This window comes from Allobosea psychrotolerans, assembly GCF_002917105.1.
GTDB lineage: Bacteria > Pseudomonadota > Alphaproteobacteria > Rhizobiales > Beijerinckiaceae > Allobosea > Allobosea psychrotolerans.
The window spans coordinates 24487-43526 of the sequence record NZ_PQFZ01000005.1; the positions used below are offsets into that span (position 1 = coordinate 24487).

Annotated in this window: 23 protein-coding genes and 1 tRNA gene; 12 read left to right on the top strand and 12 right to left on the bottom strand. The window is 66.1% G+C overall.

Annotated features, from left to right (window positions below):
* Positions 1–115 precede the first annotated feature (115 nt).
* Both CYD53_RS10195 and CYD53_RS10200 read left to right on the top strand, forming a co-directional pair.
* Positions 116–1150 (top strand): alpha/beta hydrolase, encoded by a 1035-nt coding sequence (locus CYD53_RS10195; protein WP_245928179.1) that lies wholly within the window; start codon positions 116–118, stop codon positions 1148–1150.
* A 278-nt stretch (positions 1151–1428) separates the two neighbouring features.
* Positions 1429–1731, top strand: coding sequence for a type II toxin-antitoxin system VapC family toxin (locus CYD53_RS10200; protein WP_210202325.1), 303 nt, complete (start codon positions 1429–1431; stop codon positions 1729–1731).
* A gap of 126 nt (positions 1732–1857) precedes the next feature.
* Here CYD53_RS10200 and gor read toward each other — a convergent pair whose 3' ends face one another.
* Both gor and CYD53_RS10210 read right to left on the bottom strand, forming a co-directional pair.
* Positions 1858–3225, bottom strand: a complete 1368-nt coding sequence (gene gor, locus CYD53_RS10205; protein ID WP_103717992.1) for a glutathione-disulfide reductase — start codon at positions 3223–3225, stop codon at positions 1858–1860.
* Complete coding sequence (locus CYD53_RS10210; RefSeq protein ID WP_146055874.1) at positions 3222–4415, bottom strand: O-antigen ligase family protein; 1194 nt, start codon at positions 4413–4415, stop codon at positions 3222–3224. The genes gor and CYD53_RS10210 overlap by 4 nt, the downstream gene beginning before the upstream one ends.
* Positions 4416–5138: 723 nt before the next feature.
* Between CYD53_RS10210 and CYD53_RS10215 the strand changes: the two genes are divergently transcribed.
* The 3 genes from CYD53_RS10215 to CYD53_RS10225 all read left to right on the top strand — a co-directional run bounded on the left by CYD53_RS10215 (position 5139) and on the right by CYD53_RS10225 (position 8199).
* Positions 5139–6104 carry a Bug family tripartite tricarboxylate transporter substrate binding protein gene (locus tag CYD53_RS10215; RefSeq protein WP_103717994.1) on the top strand — a complete coding sequence of 322 codons (966 nt, stop codon included), beginning with the start codon at positions 5139–5141 and terminating at the stop codon, positions 6102–6104.
* A 105-nt stretch (positions 6105–6209) separates the two neighbouring features.
* Positions 6210–6686 (top strand): tripartite tricarboxylate transporter TctB family protein, encoded by a 477-nt coding sequence (locus CYD53_RS10220; protein ID WP_103717995.1) that lies wholly within the window; start codon positions 6210–6212, stop codon positions 6684–6686.
* Positions 6687–6699: 13 nt separating this feature from the next.
* Positions 6700–8199, top strand: coding sequence for a tripartite tricarboxylate transporter permease (locus CYD53_RS10225; RefSeq protein WP_103717996.1), 1500 nt, complete (start codon positions 6700–6702; stop codon positions 8197–8199).
* Positions 8200–8308: 109 nt separating this feature from the next.
* On the opposite strand, the gene CYD53_RS10230 is transcribed toward CYD53_RS10225, so the two are convergent.
* The 4 genes from CYD53_RS10230 to CYD53_RS10245 all read right to left on the bottom strand — a co-directional run bounded on the left by CYD53_RS10230 (position 8309) and on the right by CYD53_RS10245 (position 11554).
* A complete protein-coding gene (locus CYD53_RS10230) occupies positions 8309–8821 on the bottom strand; it encodes a DUF2059 domain-containing protein (RefSeq protein WP_181011797.1) in 513 nt (170 codons plus the stop codon).
* Positions 8822–8929: 108 nt separating this feature from the next.
* Complete coding sequence (rpiA, locus tag CYD53_RS10235; RefSeq protein ID WP_103717998.1) at positions 8930–9631, bottom strand: ribose-5-phosphate isomerase RpiA; 702 nt, start codon at positions 9629–9631, stop codon at positions 8930–8932.
* On the bottom strand, positions 9628–11079 hold the full coding sequence (locus CYD53_RS10240) for an NAD-dependent succinate-semialdehyde dehydrogenase (protein WP_103717999.1): 1452 nt from the start codon (positions 11077–11079) through the stop codon (positions 9628–9630). Before CYD53_RS10240 ends, rpiA begins: the two co-directional genes overlap by 4 nt.
* A 121-nt stretch (positions 11080–11200) precedes the next feature.
* Positions 11201–11554: a hypothetical protein gene (locus CYD53_RS10245; RefSeq protein WP_103718000.1), complete on the bottom strand. Its 354-nt coding sequence runs from the start codon at positions 11552–11554 to the stop codon at positions 11201–11203.
* 353 nt (positions 11555–11907) lie between these two features.
* On the opposite strand from CYD53_RS10245, the gene gph reads away from it, so the two are divergent.
* Positions 11908–12612 carry a phosphoglycolate phosphatase gene (gene gph / locus CYD53_RS10250; RefSeq protein ID WP_103718001.1) on the top strand — a complete coding sequence of 235 codons (705 nt, stop codon included), beginning with the start codon at positions 11908–11910 and terminating at the stop codon, positions 12610–12612.
* An 84-nt stretch (positions 12613–12696) separates the two neighbouring features.
* Positions 12697–12771: transfer RNA gene (locus CYD53_RS10255), tRNA-Val, on the top strand.
* A gap of 70 nt (positions 12772–12841) precedes the next feature.
* Here CYD53_RS10255 and CYD53_RS30860 read toward each other — a convergent pair.
* Positions 12842–12973, bottom strand: a complete 132-nt coding sequence (locus CYD53_RS30860; protein ID WP_281261256.1) for a hypothetical protein — start codon at positions 12971–12973, stop codon at positions 12842–12844.
* Between the two features lie 101 nt (positions 12974–13074).
* Here CYD53_RS30860 and CYD53_RS10260 point away from each other — a divergent pair, with 101 nt between their 5' ends.
* The 5 genes from CYD53_RS10260 to CYD53_RS10285 all read left to right on the top strand — a co-directional run bounded on the left by CYD53_RS10260 (position 13075) and on the right by CYD53_RS10285 (position 15659).
* The gene (locus tag CYD53_RS10260; protein ID WP_146055877.1) at positions 13075–13485 is read left to right on the top strand and encodes a hypothetical protein; all 411 of its coding nucleotides are present in this window, start codon (positions 13075–13077) and stop codon (positions 13483–13485) included.
* Positions 13486–13705: 220 nt separating this feature from the next.
* Positions 13706–14431: an SOS response-associated peptidase gene (locus tag CYD53_RS10270; RefSeq protein ID WP_103718004.1), complete on the top strand. Its 726-nt coding sequence runs from the start codon at positions 13706–13708 to the stop codon at positions 14429–14431.
* Complete coding sequence (locus CYD53_RS10275) at positions 14412–14612, top strand: hypothetical protein (protein ID WP_103718005.1); 201 nt, start codon at positions 14412–14414, stop codon at positions 14610–14612. The genes CYD53_RS10270 and CYD53_RS10275 overlap by 20 nt, the downstream gene beginning before the upstream one ends.
* Positions 14613–14870: 258 nt before the next feature.
* Positions 14871–15125 (top strand): DUF7696 family protein, encoded by a 255-nt coding sequence (locus CYD53_RS10280; RefSeq protein WP_103718006.1) that lies wholly within the window; start codon positions 14871–14873, stop codon positions 15123–15125.
* Between the two features lie 306 nt (positions 15126–15431).
* On the top strand, positions 15432–15659 hold the full coding sequence (locus CYD53_RS10285) for a hypothetical protein (protein ID WP_103718007.1): 228 nt from the start codon (positions 15432–15434) through the stop codon (positions 15657–15659).
* A gap of 618 nt (positions 15660–16277) precedes the next feature.
* Here CYD53_RS10285 and CYD53_RS10290 read toward each other — a convergent pair.
* The 5 genes from CYD53_RS10290 to CYD53_RS10310 form a co-directional block, all read right to left on the bottom strand.
* Complete coding sequence (locus tag CYD53_RS10290; RefSeq protein WP_146055878.1) at positions 16278–16460, bottom strand: hypothetical protein; 183 nt, start codon at positions 16458–16460, stop codon at positions 16278–16280.
* A 175-nt stretch (positions 16461–16635) separates the two neighbouring features.
* Complete coding sequence (locus CYD53_RS10295; protein WP_146055879.1) at positions 16636–16926, bottom strand: DUF7696 family protein; 291 nt, start codon at positions 16924–16926, stop codon at positions 16636–16638.
* Positions 16927–17072: 146 nt separating this feature from the next.
* Complete coding sequence (locus CYD53_RS10300) at positions 17073–17642, bottom strand: hypothetical protein (protein ID WP_146055880.1); 570 nt, start codon at positions 17640–17642, stop codon at positions 17073–17075.
* A gap of 61 nt (positions 17643–17703) precedes the next feature.
* Positions 17704–17880 (bottom strand): hypothetical protein, encoded by a 177-nt coding sequence (locus CYD53_RS30215; RefSeq protein ID WP_181011798.1) that lies wholly within the window; start codon positions 17878–17880, stop codon positions 17704–17706.
* 153 nt (positions 17881–18033) lie between these two features.
* Positions 18034–18888: a glycoside hydrolase family 108 protein gene (locus tag CYD53_RS10310; RefSeq protein WP_103718012.1), complete on the bottom strand. Its 855-nt coding sequence runs from the start codon at positions 18886–18888 to the stop codon at positions 18034–18036.
* Positions 18889–19040: the final 152 nt, after the last annotated feature.

A 19040-nucleotide genomic window follows, 5' to 3' on the forward strand; every position in this document is an offset into this window, starting at 1 on the left:
TCGGCTGCGCCATGAGCGATCGCTTCGGTCCGGGTGATGTCTCGCCGTTGACTTCCAGCAGCCGCCTCTTAGCGTCGGCCCCACGATAGAAACAGAAACTGTCAGGGAAACGCAGATGGGCTTTCGTTGCTTGGTAATGGCGGGCGCATTTTTCGCCGCCACACTCTCCGCGGCGTTCGCAGAGGAGCCACTCTCGCTGCGCGGCATGGGCTCGTTCCATGTCGGCGGCAAACTGGTCGAGATTTCGGGTCGACCGGTCAAGGAGGTGACGTTCACGCCCGGCGGCGTTCCGGCCAAGGTCGATCCCAACGGCACCTACCAGACCGGCCAGATGTATGTGCAGTATTTCTTGCCGCAGGACGAGCGCGGCGCCGCCCCGCTCCTGCTCTGGCATGGCGGCGGCATGACCGGCGTCAATTACGAGACGACGCCGGACGGGCGGCAGGGCTGGCTGGAGTTCTTCCTGCGCAAGGGCTGGGCGGTCTACAACTCCGACGCGGTCGAGCGCGGCCGCTCGGGCTGGGCGATGTATCCCGACGTCATCCCAGGAGAACCCGTCTTCCTGACCACGGCGAACCCGTTCGAGCGCTTCCGCATCGGCGATGGCGCGGGCAGCTACAATGCCGATCCCGCCAAGCGGAAATATCTCGCCGGCAGCCAGTTCCCGGCCGATGGCTACGACAATTTCGTCAAGCAGATCGTGCCGCGCTGGACCTCCACCGACCAGATGATCATCGACGCCTATATCGCCGAGGTCGACAAGGTCTGTCCCTGCGTGATCGCCTTCCACAGCCAGGCCGGGCAGTTCGGCTTCAAGGTGGCGCAGGCGCGCCCCGACAAGGTCAAGGCGCTGATCGCGGTCGAGCCGGCAGGCCTGGGCGACCCCGCCAAGGCCAACCTCCTGAAGAACATCCCCGTGCTGATGGTCTATGGCGACTATGTCGAGCAGGATGCGCGCTGGCCGGCGATCCGCAAGGCGGGAACCGATTTCGGCGACAAGATCAAGGCCGCCGGCGGCTCGGTCGACGTCGTCAATCTCCCGACTGTGGGCATCAAGGGAAACTCCCACATGATGATGCTCGACAAGAACAATCTGGAGGTCGCCCAGTTGATCCAGGACTGGCTCGCCAGGAAGGGGCTGAGCAAATAGCGCGCGGCAGGCGGCGGATAGCGCGGGTTTCGAGCCCGTTCGGAAGTCTTCCGAGCCCTCATCCTGAGGAGCCGTTCCGGCAGGAATGGCGTCTCGAAGGATGCTCCAGGAGGCTCCGGAACCATCTGGAGCATCCTTCGAGACGCCGCTGCGCGGCTCCGCAGGATGAGGGCTGGAGGTTCCAAGCAGGCTTGTGCCCGCGCCGCCCCCATCGTCACGGCAGTGCGTCCCCGCAGAGCGATGCGATCGCGGAACGGGTTCGCCACAGCGGAGCGATCGTGCCCGGCCTGTTCGCGCTGGACATCGGCAACACCCTGTTGCAGGCCGAGCGGAAGGGCCGCCTCAGCGCCGCCGCAGTCTCCGAGCGCCTGGAACTGCTCTGCCAATTGGCGCTGATCACGGATGCGGAGACGGCGGGCCGCGCCTGGCGCGAGACGCAAAATCTCGCTCGCGCGCATCGCCTGACGACTTATGACGCAGCCTATCTGGAACTGGCTCTGCGCATGGGCGCAACACTGGCGACGCGCGTCCGGGATTTGGCCACTGTGGCCCAATCGCTCGGCGTACCCCTGCTGCCCTAGCCAGAGCGTTTCCAAGCGAAGTGGGCACCGGTTTTTCGCATCCTGCTCTCACTTTTCATGAGAGACGGATTCAGATTTCGGATGGCATCACGTCGTGAGCCCATCTGAAATCATCCGGCTCGAGCCCTACCCTGCCCGTGCCGTCCGCATCGTCACGAGCTCTTCGGCAGCACTGGGATGCAGCGCGATGGTGCGGTCGAAATCGGCCTTGGTCGCGCCCATCGTCACCGCGATGGCGACGGCCTGGATGATCTCGCCGGCGTCATGGCCGAGGATGTGGACGCCGAGCATCCTGTCCGTCTTCGCATCGACCAGGAGCTTCATGTAGATGCGCTCCTGCCGGCCTGAGATCGTCGCCTTCATCGGCCGAAAAGCCGATTCGAAGACGCGCAGCTCATAGCCGGCGGCAAAGGCCTGGTTCTCGGTCAAGCCGACCGTGCCGATCTCCGGCGTGGTGAAGACCGCCGAGGCCACGAGGTTGTGGTCCATGTGCCAGGGCTTGCCGCCGAAGAGCGTATCCGCAAAGGCGTGCCCCTCCCGGATCGCCACCGGGGTCAGGTTGACGCGATTGGTGACGTCGCCGACGGCGTGGATCGATGGCACGCTGGAGGCGGAATTCTCATCGACCATAATCTCGCCGACGGGGCCGAGCTTGACCCCGGCGGTTTCCAGCCCGAGCCCGACCGTATTGGGCCGGCGGCCGGTCGCGACCAGCACCACCTCGGCGTCGATCGGGCCGCCCTTGGCGCAATGGGCGCGGCGCACGCCATCCGGCAGCAATTCGAGGCGATCGATGGTGCAGCCCAGCCGCAGCGTGATGCCGGCATGCGCCAGCGCGTCGCGCAGGCGGGTGCGGATGTCCTCGTCGAAGCCGCGCAGGATGTTGTCGCCGCGATGCAGCAGCGTGACCGCCACGCCGAGCCGCGTGAAGACGCTGGCGAATTCGAGCGCGATATAACCGCCGCCGACGACCAGCATGCGCTTGGGCAGGCTCGGCAGATGGAAGACCTCGTTCGAGGAGATGCCGAGTTCGCCGCCTGGGATCGGCGGATCGAAAGCGGGATAGCCGCCGGTCGCGACCAGGATGTGGCGGGCGCGGATGGTCTCGCCGCTCTTGGCCAGGCGCAGGCTGTGGGGGCCCTCGACCAGGGCGCGCTCCTCGCGGATCGCGACCTTGGCGCCCTCCAGGCCCTTGCGATAGAGGCCCGACAGCCGCGTGACCTCATTAGCCACGGCATCGCGCAAGGTCGGCCAGTCGAAGCTCGGCTTGGGGACGCTCCAGCCGAAGCCGGCGGCGTCCTCGAAGTCCTCGGCAAACCGGCTGGCATAGACGAAGAGCTTCTTGGGCACGCAGCCACGAATGACGCAGGTGCCGCCGATGCGGTCCTCCTCCGCGATCATCACCTTGGCGCCGTGGCCGGACGCGATGCGGGCGGCGCGGGTGCCGCCGGAACCTGCCCCGATGACGAAAAGATCGACGTCGAATTCACTCATCGGCTTGTCTCCGCGACATTTCGGCTGGCATCGTTTCGCCCGATGCTCATGAACCAGATCGCCGTTGCACCCAGCGCCGCGATCCACCAGCCCTGCCAGGCGCCATGGCCGACCGAGGCCACGCCCAGCGCCGCGGCGACGACCGCAAGGCGCGGGGCGAGAGCCCGGGCCGGCATATGGCGCAGCCGCCCCAGGAATGCCAGCCCCGCAGCCGAGATCAGCAGGACGCCGATCAGGCCGGTCTCGACCCAGACCTGCAGGAAGGCGTTATGGGGATGGCCGACATCGAGCAGCAGGCGGTGCGGCTCGGAGACCGCGGCCGCGGCCGGGTGCGTGCGCAAGGCGGCCGAGGTTCCGAAGCCGAAGCCGGTCAGCGGGCGCGCCCTGATCGCCTCGCCGAAGCTGAGCCAGATCTCGACGCGGTCGCGCGCATGGGCGCGGGCAAGCTGCTCGTAGACGCCGGCCGGCAGGACGCGGTCGGCGAGCGGGCCGAGCACGGGAGCGATCGCCATCATGGCGACGAAGGCGACCGCCACGCCGGCCAGCGCCAGGCGCGGCAAGGCCAGCGCGACGAGCCAGCTTGCCGCCATCAGCATCAGCCCAAGCTTGGCCGCACCGCTCTCGCCGGCCATGATCGCGGCGGTGACGAAGACGGCCACCAGTCCGGCAAGCGCCCGGCTGCCGCGCCCTCCCCCGGGGGCAGTCCAAAGGCCGTAGACCGCCGGAGCCAGCAGAAGCAGGCAGGTCAGGAGCGGCCGATTGAAGATATAGAGCTGGCTCCGGAGCCCCAGAGCGTCACGCAGGCCCGGGCCGAGGCGCAATTCGCCCAGGACCAGGATGCCGGTGAGTGCCAGCGACCAGCCCAGCGCCCGCCTGGCGCGCGCGGGCGCCGTCTGCGGCCAGCACAGGGCGACGACGAAGCCAGACGCCAGCGACAGGACGAGCTCGCCATACATGGCAAGCCCGGCGCGCGGGAGATGGCTCCACAGCAGCGTCACCAGGGCCCAGGCCAGGAAGCCGAGCAGCGCCAAGGCCAGCGGCCGCAGCAGGAGCGCGCGCGCCTGCATCAGCCGCTCCGACAGCCGGCCGGCCAAGGCATCGGCGGCAAGCACCGCCAGCGCTGCAAGCGAGAGCAGCAGCGGCGCGGAGCGATTGGCCGCCCACATCGCCGGCGGGAGCATGATCAGCATCGCACTGGCGATGTTCAGGGCCAACGCGGCATGGCCGAGTGGCGCAGACTCCTTCGTCGCGGGCTCTTGCGGCGCGGGCTCTTGCAGCGCGGACGCTTGTGATGTCGGGGACAAGGTCGATCGGCTCATCGGCAAGCGATTACGCGATCATGGCTGGCCCGCCTAGAGGCTGTCATGAACCATGGGGTCGATTTGACGCCGGCGCTTTTGCGAGTGCCAGGAGTTCGAGGACGCAAGCCTTCCGGTTTGCCAGGAAGAACGACGCCGCAGTCGCGCAAAAGCGCCGCGCCCTGCGGGTGAGGTCAAAACGACGTAGCTGCAGCGTCGCACCGCTTGCCGATACTGATGGTATCGGCTGCGCAATACTCCTCCCATCTCCGCCGTTTTGACCTCGTCACATCCGCCCCATGGTTCATGACAGCCTCTAAGCATCGCGCGAAAAGTGCGGGCCGGCTTTTCGCATGAAAAATGATCTAAGCTCTTGGAATCCGTCACGTTTCCAGCACCTGAGCCATTCTGTCCGAACGCGCCGTGATCCGGGGCTTGCGGCAGCAAACTCGACACCGATGGATGCCGCGGCGACAGGCCATTCTCAATGGCCAGGCGCGATGTTTCATGACATTAGATTATGCAATCACACGCAATTGACGCTTGAAGCGTCAAAGTGTCACTGCGGATCGTTCCAGATAAAATCTGCGGGAAACCCGCGAGCGGAGGAAACCCATGCTGAGATCCATTCTGAAGCGCGGCGCCGTCACTGCCGTGGCCTTGGCTGGCCTGTCGACGGCCGCTTTCGCCCAGCTCGAACTGAAGATCATGGCGCCAGCCGCGCCCGGCGGCGGCTGGGACGGAACCGCCCGCTCGATGCAGCAGGCGCTGACGGCGTCGGGCATCGCCAAGAGCGTGCAGGTAACCAACGTCAACGGCGCCGGCGGCACGATCGGGCTTGCCCAGTTCGTCAACAGCGCCAAGGGCGACGGCTCGCAGCTGATGGTCAACGGCTTCGTCATGGTCGGCGCCATCCTGCTGAACAAGTCGCCGGTGAACCTGTCGCAGATCACGCCGATCGCGCGGATCACCGCCGAGGCCGAGGTCATCGTCGTGCCGACGGACTCGCCGATCAAGAACGCCAAGGACCTGGCTGACCGCGTCAAGGCCGATCCGGCCAAGGTGACCTGGGCCGGCGGCTCGGCCGGCGGCGTCGACCACATCATGGCGGCGCTCTTCGCCGGCGCCGTCGGCGCCGACGCGACCAAGGTCAACTACATCCCGTTCTCGGGCGGCGGCGAGGCACTGGCTGCGATGCTGGGCGGGCGCGTCACGGCCGGCATCTCCGGCTATGGCGAGTTCGAAGGGCAGATCAAGGCCGGCAAGCTGCGCGTGATCGGCGTCAGCTCCGGCGCGCGCCTGCCCAACGCTCCCGACGCGCCGACGCTGAAAGAGGGCGGCGTCAATCTCGAAGTGCTGAACTGGCGCTCGGTGATGGCTCCGGCCGGCATCACGCCCGAGCAGCGCAAGGTTCTCTCGGACGCGATCGAGAAGATGGTCAAGACCAAGGAATGGGCCGAGATCCTCAAGGCGCGCGGCTGGGATGACGCCTATCTCGGCGGCGCCGCCTTCGAGACCTTCCTGAAGGACGAGGACGCCCGCGTCACCAAGGTGCTCAAGGATGTCGGCCTGGTAAAGTAAGGCTCGCCTGCAAAACCACTTGACGAAGGGGCCGTGCAAGCGGCCCCTTTGTTTACGGATCAACGCCGGATCAACCGGCGAAGCCGCGAGGCAAAGAGGGTTGGAATGAACCAGGATGTCACCAGAAGCCGGGTCGACTGGCCTGCCCTCGTCGTCGCGGCCCTGCTGCTCATCGCTGCGGCACTCGTGTTCTACGACGCCCGCTCGCAGACCATCGTCTCGACCTACGGCCTCGGCCCCACGGCCATGCCCTATCTGGTCAGCACCGTACTGGCCATTCTGGGTCTGTCGCATGTCGTCGTCGCCTTCCGCGAAGGCCTGCCCAAGCCGGAAGCGGTCGACAGCAACGCCATCCTCTGGCTGGCCGGCGGGCTGATCGGCCTGATCGCCTGCATCGGGCTCGGCGGCGGCTTCATCATTGCGACCGCGATCGTGTTCTCCTGCACCGCCCGCTCCTTCGGACGTCAGGCGCTGGCGATCGATTTCGGGATCGGCACCGTGCTGGGCCTGTCGATCTTCCTGCTGTTCTCGAAGCTGCTGCAGCTGACGCTGCCGTCCGGCCCCCTCGAAAACCTGTTCTGAGAGGCCTCGGACAATGGATACCTTCGCCTCACTGATGCACGGCTTCTCCGTCGCGCTCGAACCCTCCAAGCTGCTCTTTGCCCTCGTCGGCGTGTTTCTCGGCACCGCCGTCGGCGTGCTGCCGGGCATCGGGCCGGCCCTGACGGTCGCGCTGCTCCTGCCGGTCACCTTCAAGCTCGACCCCGCCGGCTCGATGATCATGTTCGCCGGCATCTATTACGGCGGCATGTATGGCGGCTCGACCACGGCGATCCTGATCAACGCGCCGGGCGAGAGCGCCTCGCTTGCAACCGCGCTCGAAGGCTCGAAGATGGCCAAGGCCGGGCGCGGCGGGCCGGCGCTCGCAACCGCCGCAATCGGCTCCTTCGTCGCGGGCACGATCGCGACGCTGGGCCTGGCCTTCCTCGCGCCCTGGCTCGTCGACATCGCAGTCAAGTTCGGGCCGTGGGATTATTTCGGCCTGATGATCCTGGCCTTCGTCACGGTCTCGGCGACCTTCGGCGACTCGCCCTTGCGCGGGCTGACCAGCCTCGCGATCGGCGTGACGCTCGGACTGATCGGCATCGATAAATTGACCGGCCAGGCGCGCCTGACCTTCGGCGTGCCCGAACTGCTCGACGGGATCGAGGTGACGACGCTGGCGGTCGGCCTCTTCGCGGTCGGCGAGGCGCTCTACGTCGCCTCCAAGCGCTTCCGCGACCCCGAAGAGATCGTGCCGATCAAGGGCTCGCTCTGGATGACGAAGGAAGACTGGAAGCGCTCCTGGGCGCCCTGGCTGCGCGGCACCGCCTTCGGCTTCCCGATCGGCGCATTGCCGGCAGGCGGCGCGGAAGTGCCGACCTTCCTGAGCTATTCGACCGAGCGGAAGCTCTGCAAATATCCCGGCGAATTCGGCAATGGCGCGATCGAGGGCGTGGCGGGGCCGGAAGCGGCCAACAACGCCTCGGCTGCAGGCACGCTCGTGCCGCTGCTGACGCTGGGCCTGCCGACTTCGGCGACGGCGGCGATCATGCTGGCGGGCTTCCAGCAATATGGCCTCAACCCCGGCCCGCTGCTCTTTGCCGAACGGCCAGACCTGGTCTGGGGGCTGATCGCCTCGCTCTTCATCGCCAACACCATGCTGGTGATCATCAACCTGCCGCTGATCGGGCTCTGGGTCCGCCTGCTGGCGATCCCACAGCCTTGGCTCTATGCCGGCATCCTCGTCTTCGCGGCGATGGGCACGCTCGCGGTCAAGGCTTCCGTGGTCGAGCTCTCGATGCTGTTCGTCTTCGGCTTCCTCGGCTTCCTGATGCGCCGTTACGATTATCCGGTCGCGCCGATGGTGGTCGGGCTGATACTGGGGCCGATGGCGGAGGCGCAGCTCAGGCGCGCCTTGCAGATCAGCTTGGGCGATCCGATGATCCTGCTTGAGAATCCCGGCTCCGCCATCCTGCTGGGCCTGGCCTTCATCGGCCTGATCGCGCCCTTCGTGATGAGCGGGCTGAACAGGTTCAAGGCTTCGGAGGACTGACGGCGCAGGGCGGAGAAGCTCCCCCCGGGGAAACCATTCTCAAAAAGAAACCCGCCTGCGTTCTGCGCAGCCGGGTTTCTCGATTCTTTGGACGGCTTGCGGTCCGGGCTTACATCTGGTGGCCGCGCTTGCGCATTTCCTGGGTGAAGCGGTCGAACAGGAAATTGCTGGTGTTGATGCTCCAGGGCTCCAGCACCACGTAAATCTCATCGATCGCGCTGGTGCGTGCCGCATTGTAGCGCTGGCCGACCGGCGATTTGAAGAAGGTGACGACCTCCTTGAGATCGGCTTCGTTGATCTTCCGGGCGAAGATCTCCGAGGCCGTGACCATGATCTCGGCCCGCTTGGCGTCAGCCTCCGGCTTCAGCGCGTCGATGACGGCGTCCATGTCCTTCTTGAGCTCAGGGCGGGTCGTGCCGACGAGCTGCTTCGTGCGCGTGCTGAACTCGGTGTAGATCGACTCCAGCGATGCCGAGATGCCGGTGAGCTCGGCGGCTTCGCGTGCCAGCTGGAGGTGGCTGGGCGTGATAGCCGCAGCCGGGGCAGCGGTCTGCGCGAAAACCGGCGCCGACAGGGTCAGGGCGAGCCCGAGAGCCGCGCTGGCGAGAGAGTGACGGATCATGCAGTGGTCCTTCGTCATGCGGCCGGACAACGGCCCGGTGCGCCGTCGGCCGTGGCGGGCCGTTTCGGTTTCGGGGCGATCCTTAGCGTGGTTTGCACCGATTGGGAATCACCCGGTCGCACCGAGCAGGCGCAAGCCGTCGGCGCCTGCAAGAATGGCGCCCGACGCCAGGCCGATGAAGAGCCCATGCTCGACGACGCCGGGAACCTGTCCGAGCGCGAACGCCAGAGCCTCGGGCTGCTCGATCGCCCCCAGATGAGCGTCCAGGATGTAGTTGCCGTTGTCGGTGACAACGGTCGCGCCGTCGGGCCGCTTGCGCAGCACGAGTTCTCCGGCAGAGCCGCTGCCGGCGATGGCTGCGGCCACGGCGCGGCGCGTCGCCGCCAGCCCGAAGGGCACGACTTCGATCGGCAGTGGAAAGCGGCCAAGCTTTTCAACCAGCTTGCTGTCGTCTGCAATGACGATCATCCGCACTGACGCGGCCGCGACGATCTTCTCGCGCAGATGCGCAGCGCCACCGCCCTTGATCAGGCGCAATTGCGGATCGATCTCATCGGCGCCGTCGACCGTGAGGTCGAGCTCCGGCGTCTCGTCCAGAGTCGACATCCTGATGCCGAGCGCAAGCGCCTGCGCCTGCGTCGCCTCCGAGGTCGCGACGCAGATCACGTCGAGCCCCGCAGCGACGCGCTGGCCGAGCAGATCGACGAAATGCTTCGCCGTCGAGCCCGTGCCCAGGCCAAGCCGCATGCCGGGGCGCACGAGCTCGAGCGCACGCGCCGCCGCCAGCTTCTTCAGGTCATCGGCAGTCAAACGCCCAGCCCGCCCATCAGCATGTATTTGATCTCGACGAACTCATCCATGCCATGGAGCGAGCCCTCGCGGCCGAGCCCGGATTCCTTGACGCCGCCGAAGGGGGCGACCTCGGTGCCGAGCATGGCCGAGTTGATGCCGACCATGCCGTATTCCAGCTCCTCGGCGACGCGGAAGGCGCGGCCGAGATCCTTGGAGTAGAAATAGGCGGCCAGCCCGAAGGGCGTGTCATTGGCCATCGCCACGACCTCATCCTCGGTCTTGAAGCGATAGACCGGGGCGACCGGGCCGAATGTCTCCTCATTGGTCACCAGCATCTTGGTGGTGACGCCCGACAGCACGGTCGGCTCGTAGAAGGTGCGGCCAAGCGCGTGGCGCTTGCCGCCGACGACGACCTTGGCGCCATGGGCGACGGCGTCGGCGACGTGGCGCTCGACCTTCTCGACCGCGCGCTCATTGATCAGCGGCCCCTGCACGACGCCGACCTCGACGCCGTTGCCGACCTTCATCTTGGCGACCTCGCCGGCGAATTTCGCAACGAACTCGTCATGGACGCCCTCCTGGACGAAGAGGCGGTTGGTGCAGACGCAGGTCTGGCCCATGTTGCGGTACTTGGCGGCGATCGCGCCCTGCACGGCGGCGTCGATGTCGGCGTCGTCGAAGACGATGAAGGGCGCGTTGCCGCCCAGTTCCAGCCCGACCTTCTTCACCGTCGAGGCGGCCTGCTGCATCAGGAGCTTGCCGACCGGCGTCGAGCCGGTGAAGCCGATGAAGCGCACGGCGGGGTGCGAGGTCATGACGCCGCCGATCTCCTTGGCGTCGCCGGTGACGATGTTGAGCACGCCCGCGGGAATGCCGGCTCGCTGCGCCAGCTCCGCCAAGGCGAGTGCGGTCAGCGGCGTATCGGGCGCGGGCTTGACCACGAAGGTGCAGCCGGCGGCAAGGCCGGGCGAGCATTTGCGCGTGATCATCGCTGCCGGGAAGTTCCAGGGCGTGATCGCTGCGCAGACGCCGACGGGCTGCTTCTGGATGATGATGCGCGAATTCGGGAAGGGCGAGGGAATGGTCTCGCCATAGATGCGCTTGGCCTCTTCCGCATAGAACTCGACGAAGGAGGCGGCATAGGCTACCTCGCCGCGGGCTTCGGTGATCGGCTTGCCCTGTTCGGCGGTCATGATCTGGGCGAGGTCTTCCTGGTTCGCCATGATCAGGTCGAACCATTTGCGCAGGATGACGGAGCGCTCCTTGGCGGACTTCTTCGCCCAGGGCTTGAAGGCGCGCGAGGCGGCCTCGACGGCAGCCGTCGTCTCAGCTGCGCCGAAGCGCGGCACCTTGGCCAGCACCACGCCCGTCGCCGGGTTGTCGACCGCGTCGACGCCCTCGCCGATCCAGGCGCCATCGACATAGCACTGCGACTTCAGGAGCGACGGGTCGTTGAGCTTGAGCATGACAAATCTCGAGGGAAGATCACGGGAGCCGTTGGTTTAGCATGGCGCGACGGCAGATGCCGACGGCCAATGCCGCATGGCGCCGATATCATCGGCTCAATGCAGGCCCAAAAATAGCGGGTTATTTCGCCTGGGGGGTGCAGACCACCTTGTCGTCGAAGACGTAGCAGATGCTCATTTCGCCGGTGCGGATGTTGACCCGGAAGATGCCGCCCTCGCGCTCGTGCCGCGACGGCACGAGCTGGTAGTCGCTGGGCGCCTGCGGCCCGGCCCCCTCGCCCGCCGCAAAGCAGATCGTCATGCCGACGCCACCTTCCTTGAGCTGGAACTGGCAGGCCCCGACCTCGCCTGTCGCCTTGTCGATACGGTAGACGCGGTTGAGATCGGTCTGCGGCGCCGGCGCGAATTCGAAGGGGGCGGCGACGGCCGGGCCGGCCGCCGCGATGCACAGGCTCGAGGCCGCCACGAGGCGCATCAGCTTTTCCAGGGAGTTCGACACCGCAGCATTCCTTCCAGCGAATCGGCGAGACGATATCACCATCGCTGCAGCTTTTGCCGACAGAGCGGCATCAGTGCGGCGCCGCAGCCTTTCCGAAGCGGCCTTAAGCGGGCTAAGAGACCGTTTGGAAATGTGAGCCCTCATCCTGAGGAGCCGCGTCAGCGGCGTCTCGAAGGATGCTCCAGATGGTTCCGGAGCCTCCTGGAGCATCCTTCGAGACGCCATTCCCAAGGGAATGGCTCCTCAGGATGAGGGCTCGCGGAGTGTCCAAACAGCCTCTAAGAGGCTCTATACGTCCCGCGATCCTTGCGCCCAGAAAGACCCTGCCCATGAGTCTGCCCGCCATCGTCGTGTTCGATCTCGACGGCACGCTCGCCGAGACCGCGCCCGACATCATGCGCACGCTCAACCTCATCCTGGTGCGCGAGGGCCTGGCGGCGCTGCCGCTCGATCGCGCCCGCGAACTGGTCGGCGCCGGGGCCCGGGCCCTGATCGAACGCGGCTTTCGCGTCTCCGGCCGCCCCCTCGACGAGGCGACGCTGGAGCGGCTGTTCGAGGACTTCCTGCTGATCTATGCGCAGGACACAGCCTCCAGCAGCCATCTCTTCGACGGCGTGCTGGAGGCGATGGATGCGCTTGCCTCCGAGGGCTATGCCCTCGCGGTCTGCACCAACAAGCCGATCCTGCATACGCGACTGATCCTCGATCATTTCGGCATCACCGGGCGTTTCGCCGCCATCGCCGGACGCGACAGCTTTCCCTTCCACAAGCCCGATCCGCGCCATCTGACCCTGACGATCGAGGCTGCCGGGGCCGATCCGGGACGCGCCGTGATGATCGGCGATTCGCGCACCGACATCGCCACGGCCAAGGCCGCCGGAATTCCCTGCATCTGCGTGCCCTTCGGCTATACCGACGTCGCCATCGAGACGCTGGCGCCCGATCTCGTGATCCAGCATTTCGATGCCCTGCCCGACGCGGTGCGCCAGCTCTTCGGCCAGCAAGCGCTTGGCCGCGTGCCCATGCATTCTTGACGCGTGCATTCTTGACGCCAAGGATTCTTGACGCGTCTCATTCTTGACGCCACGGCGCGCGCCGACTAGGAGAAGCGCCGGTGCGGGCGACTAGCTCAGCGGTAGAGCACTCCCTTCACACGGGAGTGGTCACAGGTTCGATCCCTGTGTCGCCCACCATCCACCTCATTGCCGGATAAGGCTTTTGTGGTGGATTTCCGCGCAACAAGCCGGCGGATTTCTCCCCCGTTCAATCGCATTTCAACAGCGGCGTCGCGGCCAGTTTTTGCAGCTCGCACCGCCCGAAATCCGCTGCCTGCGCCACATCTTCGGGCGCGTCGACGCCGAATGCCTCGTCATGTTCGGCCGTCAGCGAGCGCAACTCTCGACCGTCCTTGTCACAGGAGCGGCGGGCATTGCCTCCCAAGGCTTGACTTTTTGATCGCATCTGTTCTCTCTATGTTCTCGTCTTCGAGATGTATGATGAAACCAGCCGGGGCGGAGCCGTCCGTCGTTCCACCATCCCTCGACACGACCTTGATGCAGTACCCTTGGGTGGTGATCCGGTTCAGTTGCCATTTCTGTGAGCGCGGTGGCCGGGCGCGGCTTGCGGCCTGTGCCGCACAATTCGGCAAGCATGCAAGCCTGCTGCGGCTGCTGACGGTGTTCGTCTCGGGCTGTCCCTATGATCCTTCCAATCCGGCGCGCAAGCCGCAAAAATACGGACATCACTGCGGTGCTTATCTGCCTGATCTTGGCCGCACGTCGCCGCCTGATCTCCCGCCGGCGCTGACCGGCCTCAGCTTGATCGAGGGAGGCAAGGCGGACATGCTGCCGGCCGAACATTCTCCAAGCCAGCAGCGACGACGAGTGGGGGCAAGCGACAATGGATAGGACTAGGCGGTGAAAAATGCCGTGGTCCTGCTCCTCTTGGCGGTCGTCGTTTTCCTTTCCGCTCGCCTCGTGTCGGTTGAGAATCAACGCTATGCCGCTGCGCTCGGGATGTGCCCGATGGAATACGTGCCCGCGATTCAAGACCCGACCTGTCTATCCAAAGTCGAAACCCGCACGTCTTGGCTGTGGCATCTCTACTATGCTGTGAAAGGCTAAGCTCATGTGCAACCTCTACAGCATGACGAAGAGCGTCGACGCGATGCGCAAGCTCTTCGCAAAATTCGACGCGCCGGAGACCAACCTGCCGCCGCAGCCGGGGATCTTCCCGGACTATGAGGCCCCGATCATCCGCAATGAAGAGAACGGCCCGCACCTCGCCATGACGCGTTGGGGCATGCCGTCTCCATTCTTCGTCATCGAGAAAGCCGCGACGCTGCGGGCAGACAAACTCGCGGCGAAGGGCAAGGCCGTCGACATGGCTCAGATGCTCCGCATGGAGCCGAGCACGGGCAACACGAACATCCGGGATACGAAATACGCGCACTGGCAGAAATTTCTGGGGGTCGAGCGTCGCTGCCTGGTGCCGTTCACGTCCTTCTCCGAATTCAACAAGGACGCTGGTGGCGACATCTGGTTCGCGCTCGGGGAGGATCGCCCGCTCGCGTTCTTCGCCGGTGTGTGGACACCGCAGTGGCGAAGCGTGCGGAAGATCAAGGAGGGTGAGGTGAAGGCCGATCTCTTTGCCTTCCTGACCACGGATCCGAATGCCGAGGTCAAGGCGATCCATCCCAAGGCCATGCCGGCGATCCTGACGACGCCGGAGGAATGCGAGACCTGGATGACGGCCCCATGGGAACTTGCGAGGGGGCTTCAGCGTCCTCTCCCGGACGGTACGCTCGAGATCGTCGCACGTGGCCTGAAAAAGGATGAAGCTGGATATGTCTAAGAGTGAGCTGGACGATCGCATTGCGATCCTGCGCAAGAGCATCGCCGATTTGACCGCGCAAGCAACCGGCGTGGCTGGCGCCGCCTCTGAAGAGCTATTGGCGTCTCGAATCGAGGAACAGCAATCCTTGCTGGATGAACTCATCAAGCAGCGCGAGGCCATGGAAGAGAAGGCCGGCTGAGAAAGCCCTGCCCAACAGACGTTGCATGGAATGGGGGGATCCTCGCGGCCCGACGCCGCGTTTCCTTCCCTCATTGCGGACCCCGCCCCCCGACCGCCGCGCAAGCGTCGCCGGTGATGCTTCGTGACCGGCGCGATGGCTCGACCCGGTGCAGTCGCGCGGGCGCCGCGCGAAGGCCATCAACAGGCTGATCGCCTGATGCTCAACCGGCGCGCAGGAGGTAGGGTCTCCCGTCCTCGAGGAGATTCGCCTGTGCCGATGCCTGCCCCATCATTCACCTGGTCCGATCTCGCCGGCCGCGAGGTTTCGACATGGTCCGAGGAATGGCGGCTCGAATGCGAGGTCGCCTATCTGCTCAGCCTGCCGCTGCCTGCGCGCAACGCGATGCTGGACGGCGTGACCGGATCGACCGACCGCGACGCGCGCGGGATCAAAGGCGTTCGCGGCGAGGCGGCGGTCGTGGCGCTGCGGGCGCATATCCAGCGGCTGGCCGAAATCAGGAAGCGCGGCTGAGACGAAAACGGCCGCGGGATGACGCCGTCCCTCACGACACATCCAACCGGAACACATCCTCCGCATCGGCCTCCTCTCATAGCCCCTTACAGGAGGCGTGCCGGAGAATTCCGTCTTTGGTCCAGCCGCAGAAGGCGATCTCCGCCGGCAGGATCGGTGAGACCCAGGCGGAGAACGCTACGCGCACACACTCAACCGGCCCTCCACGCATCCGAATCGCAAACCTCCGCAGCGAGGCTTCGTTCCCGGTGGAACAAGTGCTCGCTCGCGATAGTTTGGCCGAAGGTGAGTTGCGGAGGTTTGGCGATGCTGTGGACAGAGCACCAGAAGCGTTCGGGCTGGCGGATCCCGCGCGAGGTCTATCGCGAGCGCTGCCAGGACGAAGACGGCAACCGCTATACCGTCATCGTCCTCAACGACGAGATCGGCGTCACCACCTATCGCCTCGATGACGGTTCGCCAGTGCGCTCCGTCGATGACTGCGAATTCGAGGTCATGGCGACCGGAAAGTTTCTGTCGCGCTGCGAGGGCTGACATGGCGAGGTGGACGAGCTTTGTGATTATCGCCGCGGTGCCGTTTATGGTGACCCTGTTCGTCGCGATCCTCTGGCGGGTAACCAGCCCAAAGTCCGGCCTCACGTCAGGTTGGCGTGAGGCGCAAGACGATACCGGCCACCCAGACAGATGACCGCTGCCGCGCGCTGGCGCAGCCGCCATTAAATTCCCTTGCCCATCCCGCGGCTCCGGTAGCGCGACTCAGGGCTCGCCCTTGACCTTGCGTCCCGGATCGAGAGCGCTGGGCGAGCTCGACGGTTTCGGATCGCCTTTCGGGGCGGTTCCGACTTTGGCGTCGCTCGTTCCACTGCGATCAGACGAAGGGGTACCGGAACCTGGACGGGGCCGGCTATCGCTTGCGCGGCGGGGTTGACCGGCTGTCGCATCGTTCTTGGTTTTGGCGGGCATGTGCGCTCCTCCTCTGCGAACGAACGCCTCTCCGCTGATCGGGTTCCGGAACTCGCGCGTCGACGCGCATTTACGTTCCCCTAGGCGCGAAAAGGCCGTGCCCTTTCGGAACTCGGCCAGTGGTTGGGAACAAACCGATTGCGCGGTCTGCGCTCGCCGAGCGGGCTGAGGCCCTGCGAGCAGATCCGCCTAGGCGCCGCTGCTCTGCGAGGCGCGCAGCCCGAACTGGTGCAGAACGTTCTTCTTGAGGTCATCCTCATCGAGCGCCAATGGCGCCAGGTTCGCGACCAGATAGGCAAGCCTCGTGCGTTCGCCATCGCGCTCCGGCTCAGGGATGGCATCCTTGAGTTCGTTCCACACGGCCTCCATCACCGCGCAGGCTCGGGCCAGGTCGGATGGATCTCTCAGCGACGAAAAGGGCATTCTCCTTCCCCCGGATTGACAACCCCGAGGGAAATTTAGGAGCCGCGACGCGTGCCGCAAGTGCCTCGTCGCAATGAAAAAAAGCCCGCCGCTCCCGAGGGAGCGGCGGCCTGATTGGCGAGGCTCATCGGATGAGCGCGGGAACCGCATCGCTGCGAATCCGGAACAGGTTGATCTGGCTTCGCAGGTACCTGACCTCGGCCGGCCCCCTGATTGCCGTGATGCTGCGGTGGCTTGCTCTGCGCCCGAATCCGGTCAGGATATCTTCCAGGCAATCGGGCGAAAGCGAGCAGAGAAACTCCACTTCGCGCTCGTGGCGAAATTCCTCGGAGACGTTCGAGATCAGTTCACCGGTCAAGACAGATCTGACCGGTGCCGAGCCTGCCAGATCACGGGGAGTTCTATTGGAAAACATGATGAACCTCCTGGTGAGCAACCTTTCCAGGCCGATTACGTTCCCCGGAATTCAAAATCAGGCTCCGCCGAAGTAAAACCCGAGGTCTCCGCACGATCTCGAGCCAGGTGCCCTCCGGCGATCTGGCCTGAAGGCCCGCCTTCCGCTCAGGGCGGGGCGGGCCGTCGCGCCGCCAATTCGCGCAGCAGCTGCTCCAGCGCCCGCATCCGCTCGTCCTGCGAGCGGATGCGCTCCTCATGCCGGGCCATCACCGCATCGAAACCCTGCGCCTGGTCGATGAAGCGGCTGTTCATGGCCGCGCTCTGCTCGACCAGGCCGAGCTTGACGCGGTCGGCCGCCATGTCGCGCTGCGCCTGCTGCTGGGCCGTGTTCAGCGCGGTGATGGCATCGCCCTGCCCGCGCACCGAGAGCGCCACCTGCGCAAGCTGCGAGGCGAGATCCAGCCGCACCGTGGCGATCTGGCCGTTGACGAGAAAGATCAGGCCGCCGAACAGCACCGAGGTCACCACCACCGCCGTGCCGATCATGCCGACGATCTGCGGCATGGTCAGGCGGGCGGATTTATAGGCGGCGCGGTCCTCCTCGGCCTTTTCCGACCATTCCCTTCGAAAGCTCTTGAGATCCTGGCCGAGGTTCTCGAGACTCGCGCCGAGCAGCTGGATATCCGTCTCGACCTTGCCGAGCCGGCGATCATAGTTCCGGGCTTCGGTCGTCATCGACATGGCCCCCGGCACGGCGCGCAGGCTTTCCGCCTGGGCGCCGGCATGTCGCCGGCGCTCATGTCCGGCACCAGGCGGCGCGGCGGGCATTGTTGCCCTTGACGCCGTCGATGGTCTCGGGCGTGTCCCTGGAAGACCACAGCACAGGCTTCCACACCGCGCAGACCTCAGTCACGCCGGAACCCGTCGTTTGACAGCCGGCAAGCAGGGTCAGCGAGACAGCGAGCATGGGCATCGTCAGCCATCGTTGCATCGTTCAGCTTCCTTGCGATGATGTCCGCTTGCTCGGCGCGCGCGGCGTCGCGGCCGCTCTGCTTGGCCTGATGCCATGCCCCGGCGAGCGCGAGCACGGCTGCGGCGCCGAGCGCGAGATAGAGGCAGAGCCTGGTCATGCCGCCACTCCCGCGGGCAGATCGAGCGCATCGGCCATGTCAGATGCGCGCCTTGCGGCGTACCAGCGGTAGCCGAGCCCCCCGATGACCAGGGCAGCGCAGAGGAGCGCGAGGCCGACGATCAGATAGTCGATGACGCGCGAGCTCCCGGCCAGCGGCTCCAAGCTGTCTTTGGTCGACTGGAGCGTTCCGGCGATGCCGCCCGACGCGATGCCCGCCCCGCTGGCGGCGTCGGCCGGCGCCCTGGCCGGCAACGGGCTGGCGTTCTCGATCGGCGCCTTGGCGCCCGCCCCCGTCAGGGCGACGCCCCTGCCGTCATCGTTTGCGCCGGCCGCCCAGGCCTGCCCGATCCTGCGGACCTGCCCGACGCGAGAGGACCAGCCCTTGCCGAAGCGCGCCCAGCTCCTGAGCGCCCTGAGGAAGGCCAGGCGGCGCTCGCACATGGCTGCGACCAACGCGTCATGGTCAGGATGCGCATCGATGGCAGCCAGGGTAGCGGGGCCGACGACACCGTCGATCCGCGCCACCCCGAGCGCGCGCTGCAGCCATTTGACCGATTGCTGCGGGCCCGAATTCACGGCCCCGTCGAAGACGACGATGTCGATGCCCGGCGGAAGCTCATCGCCCCTGATCTGGTTCCAGTAGCCCTCGCGATAGATCGCGTCGCGCTCCGGCACCGTCATCCTGTAGACATCCTGTCGGGGCTTGCCGTTGCGCTCCCGCCAGCCGTCATAGACGCGCTGGATCACGCCCTGGTTGGTGCGGCCGCCGGGATCATGCGGGTCGTCGACCCTGCCGCCCTCGAAGATCAGGACGTGTTTCATGCAGGCGGCGAAGTTCTTCGCGGTCATCGGCAGTTACCTTTCTGCACAGGGGAGACGTCGTTCCAGGGCGCGCCCATGCCGCCGTTGCGGCGCGCGCAGGCGCCGAGGGCGGCGCGCCAAGGCGCGCCGGCGCGGCGGCCGGGGAGCATGGGACACCCGGGAAGGTGGGGCGGGGAGCG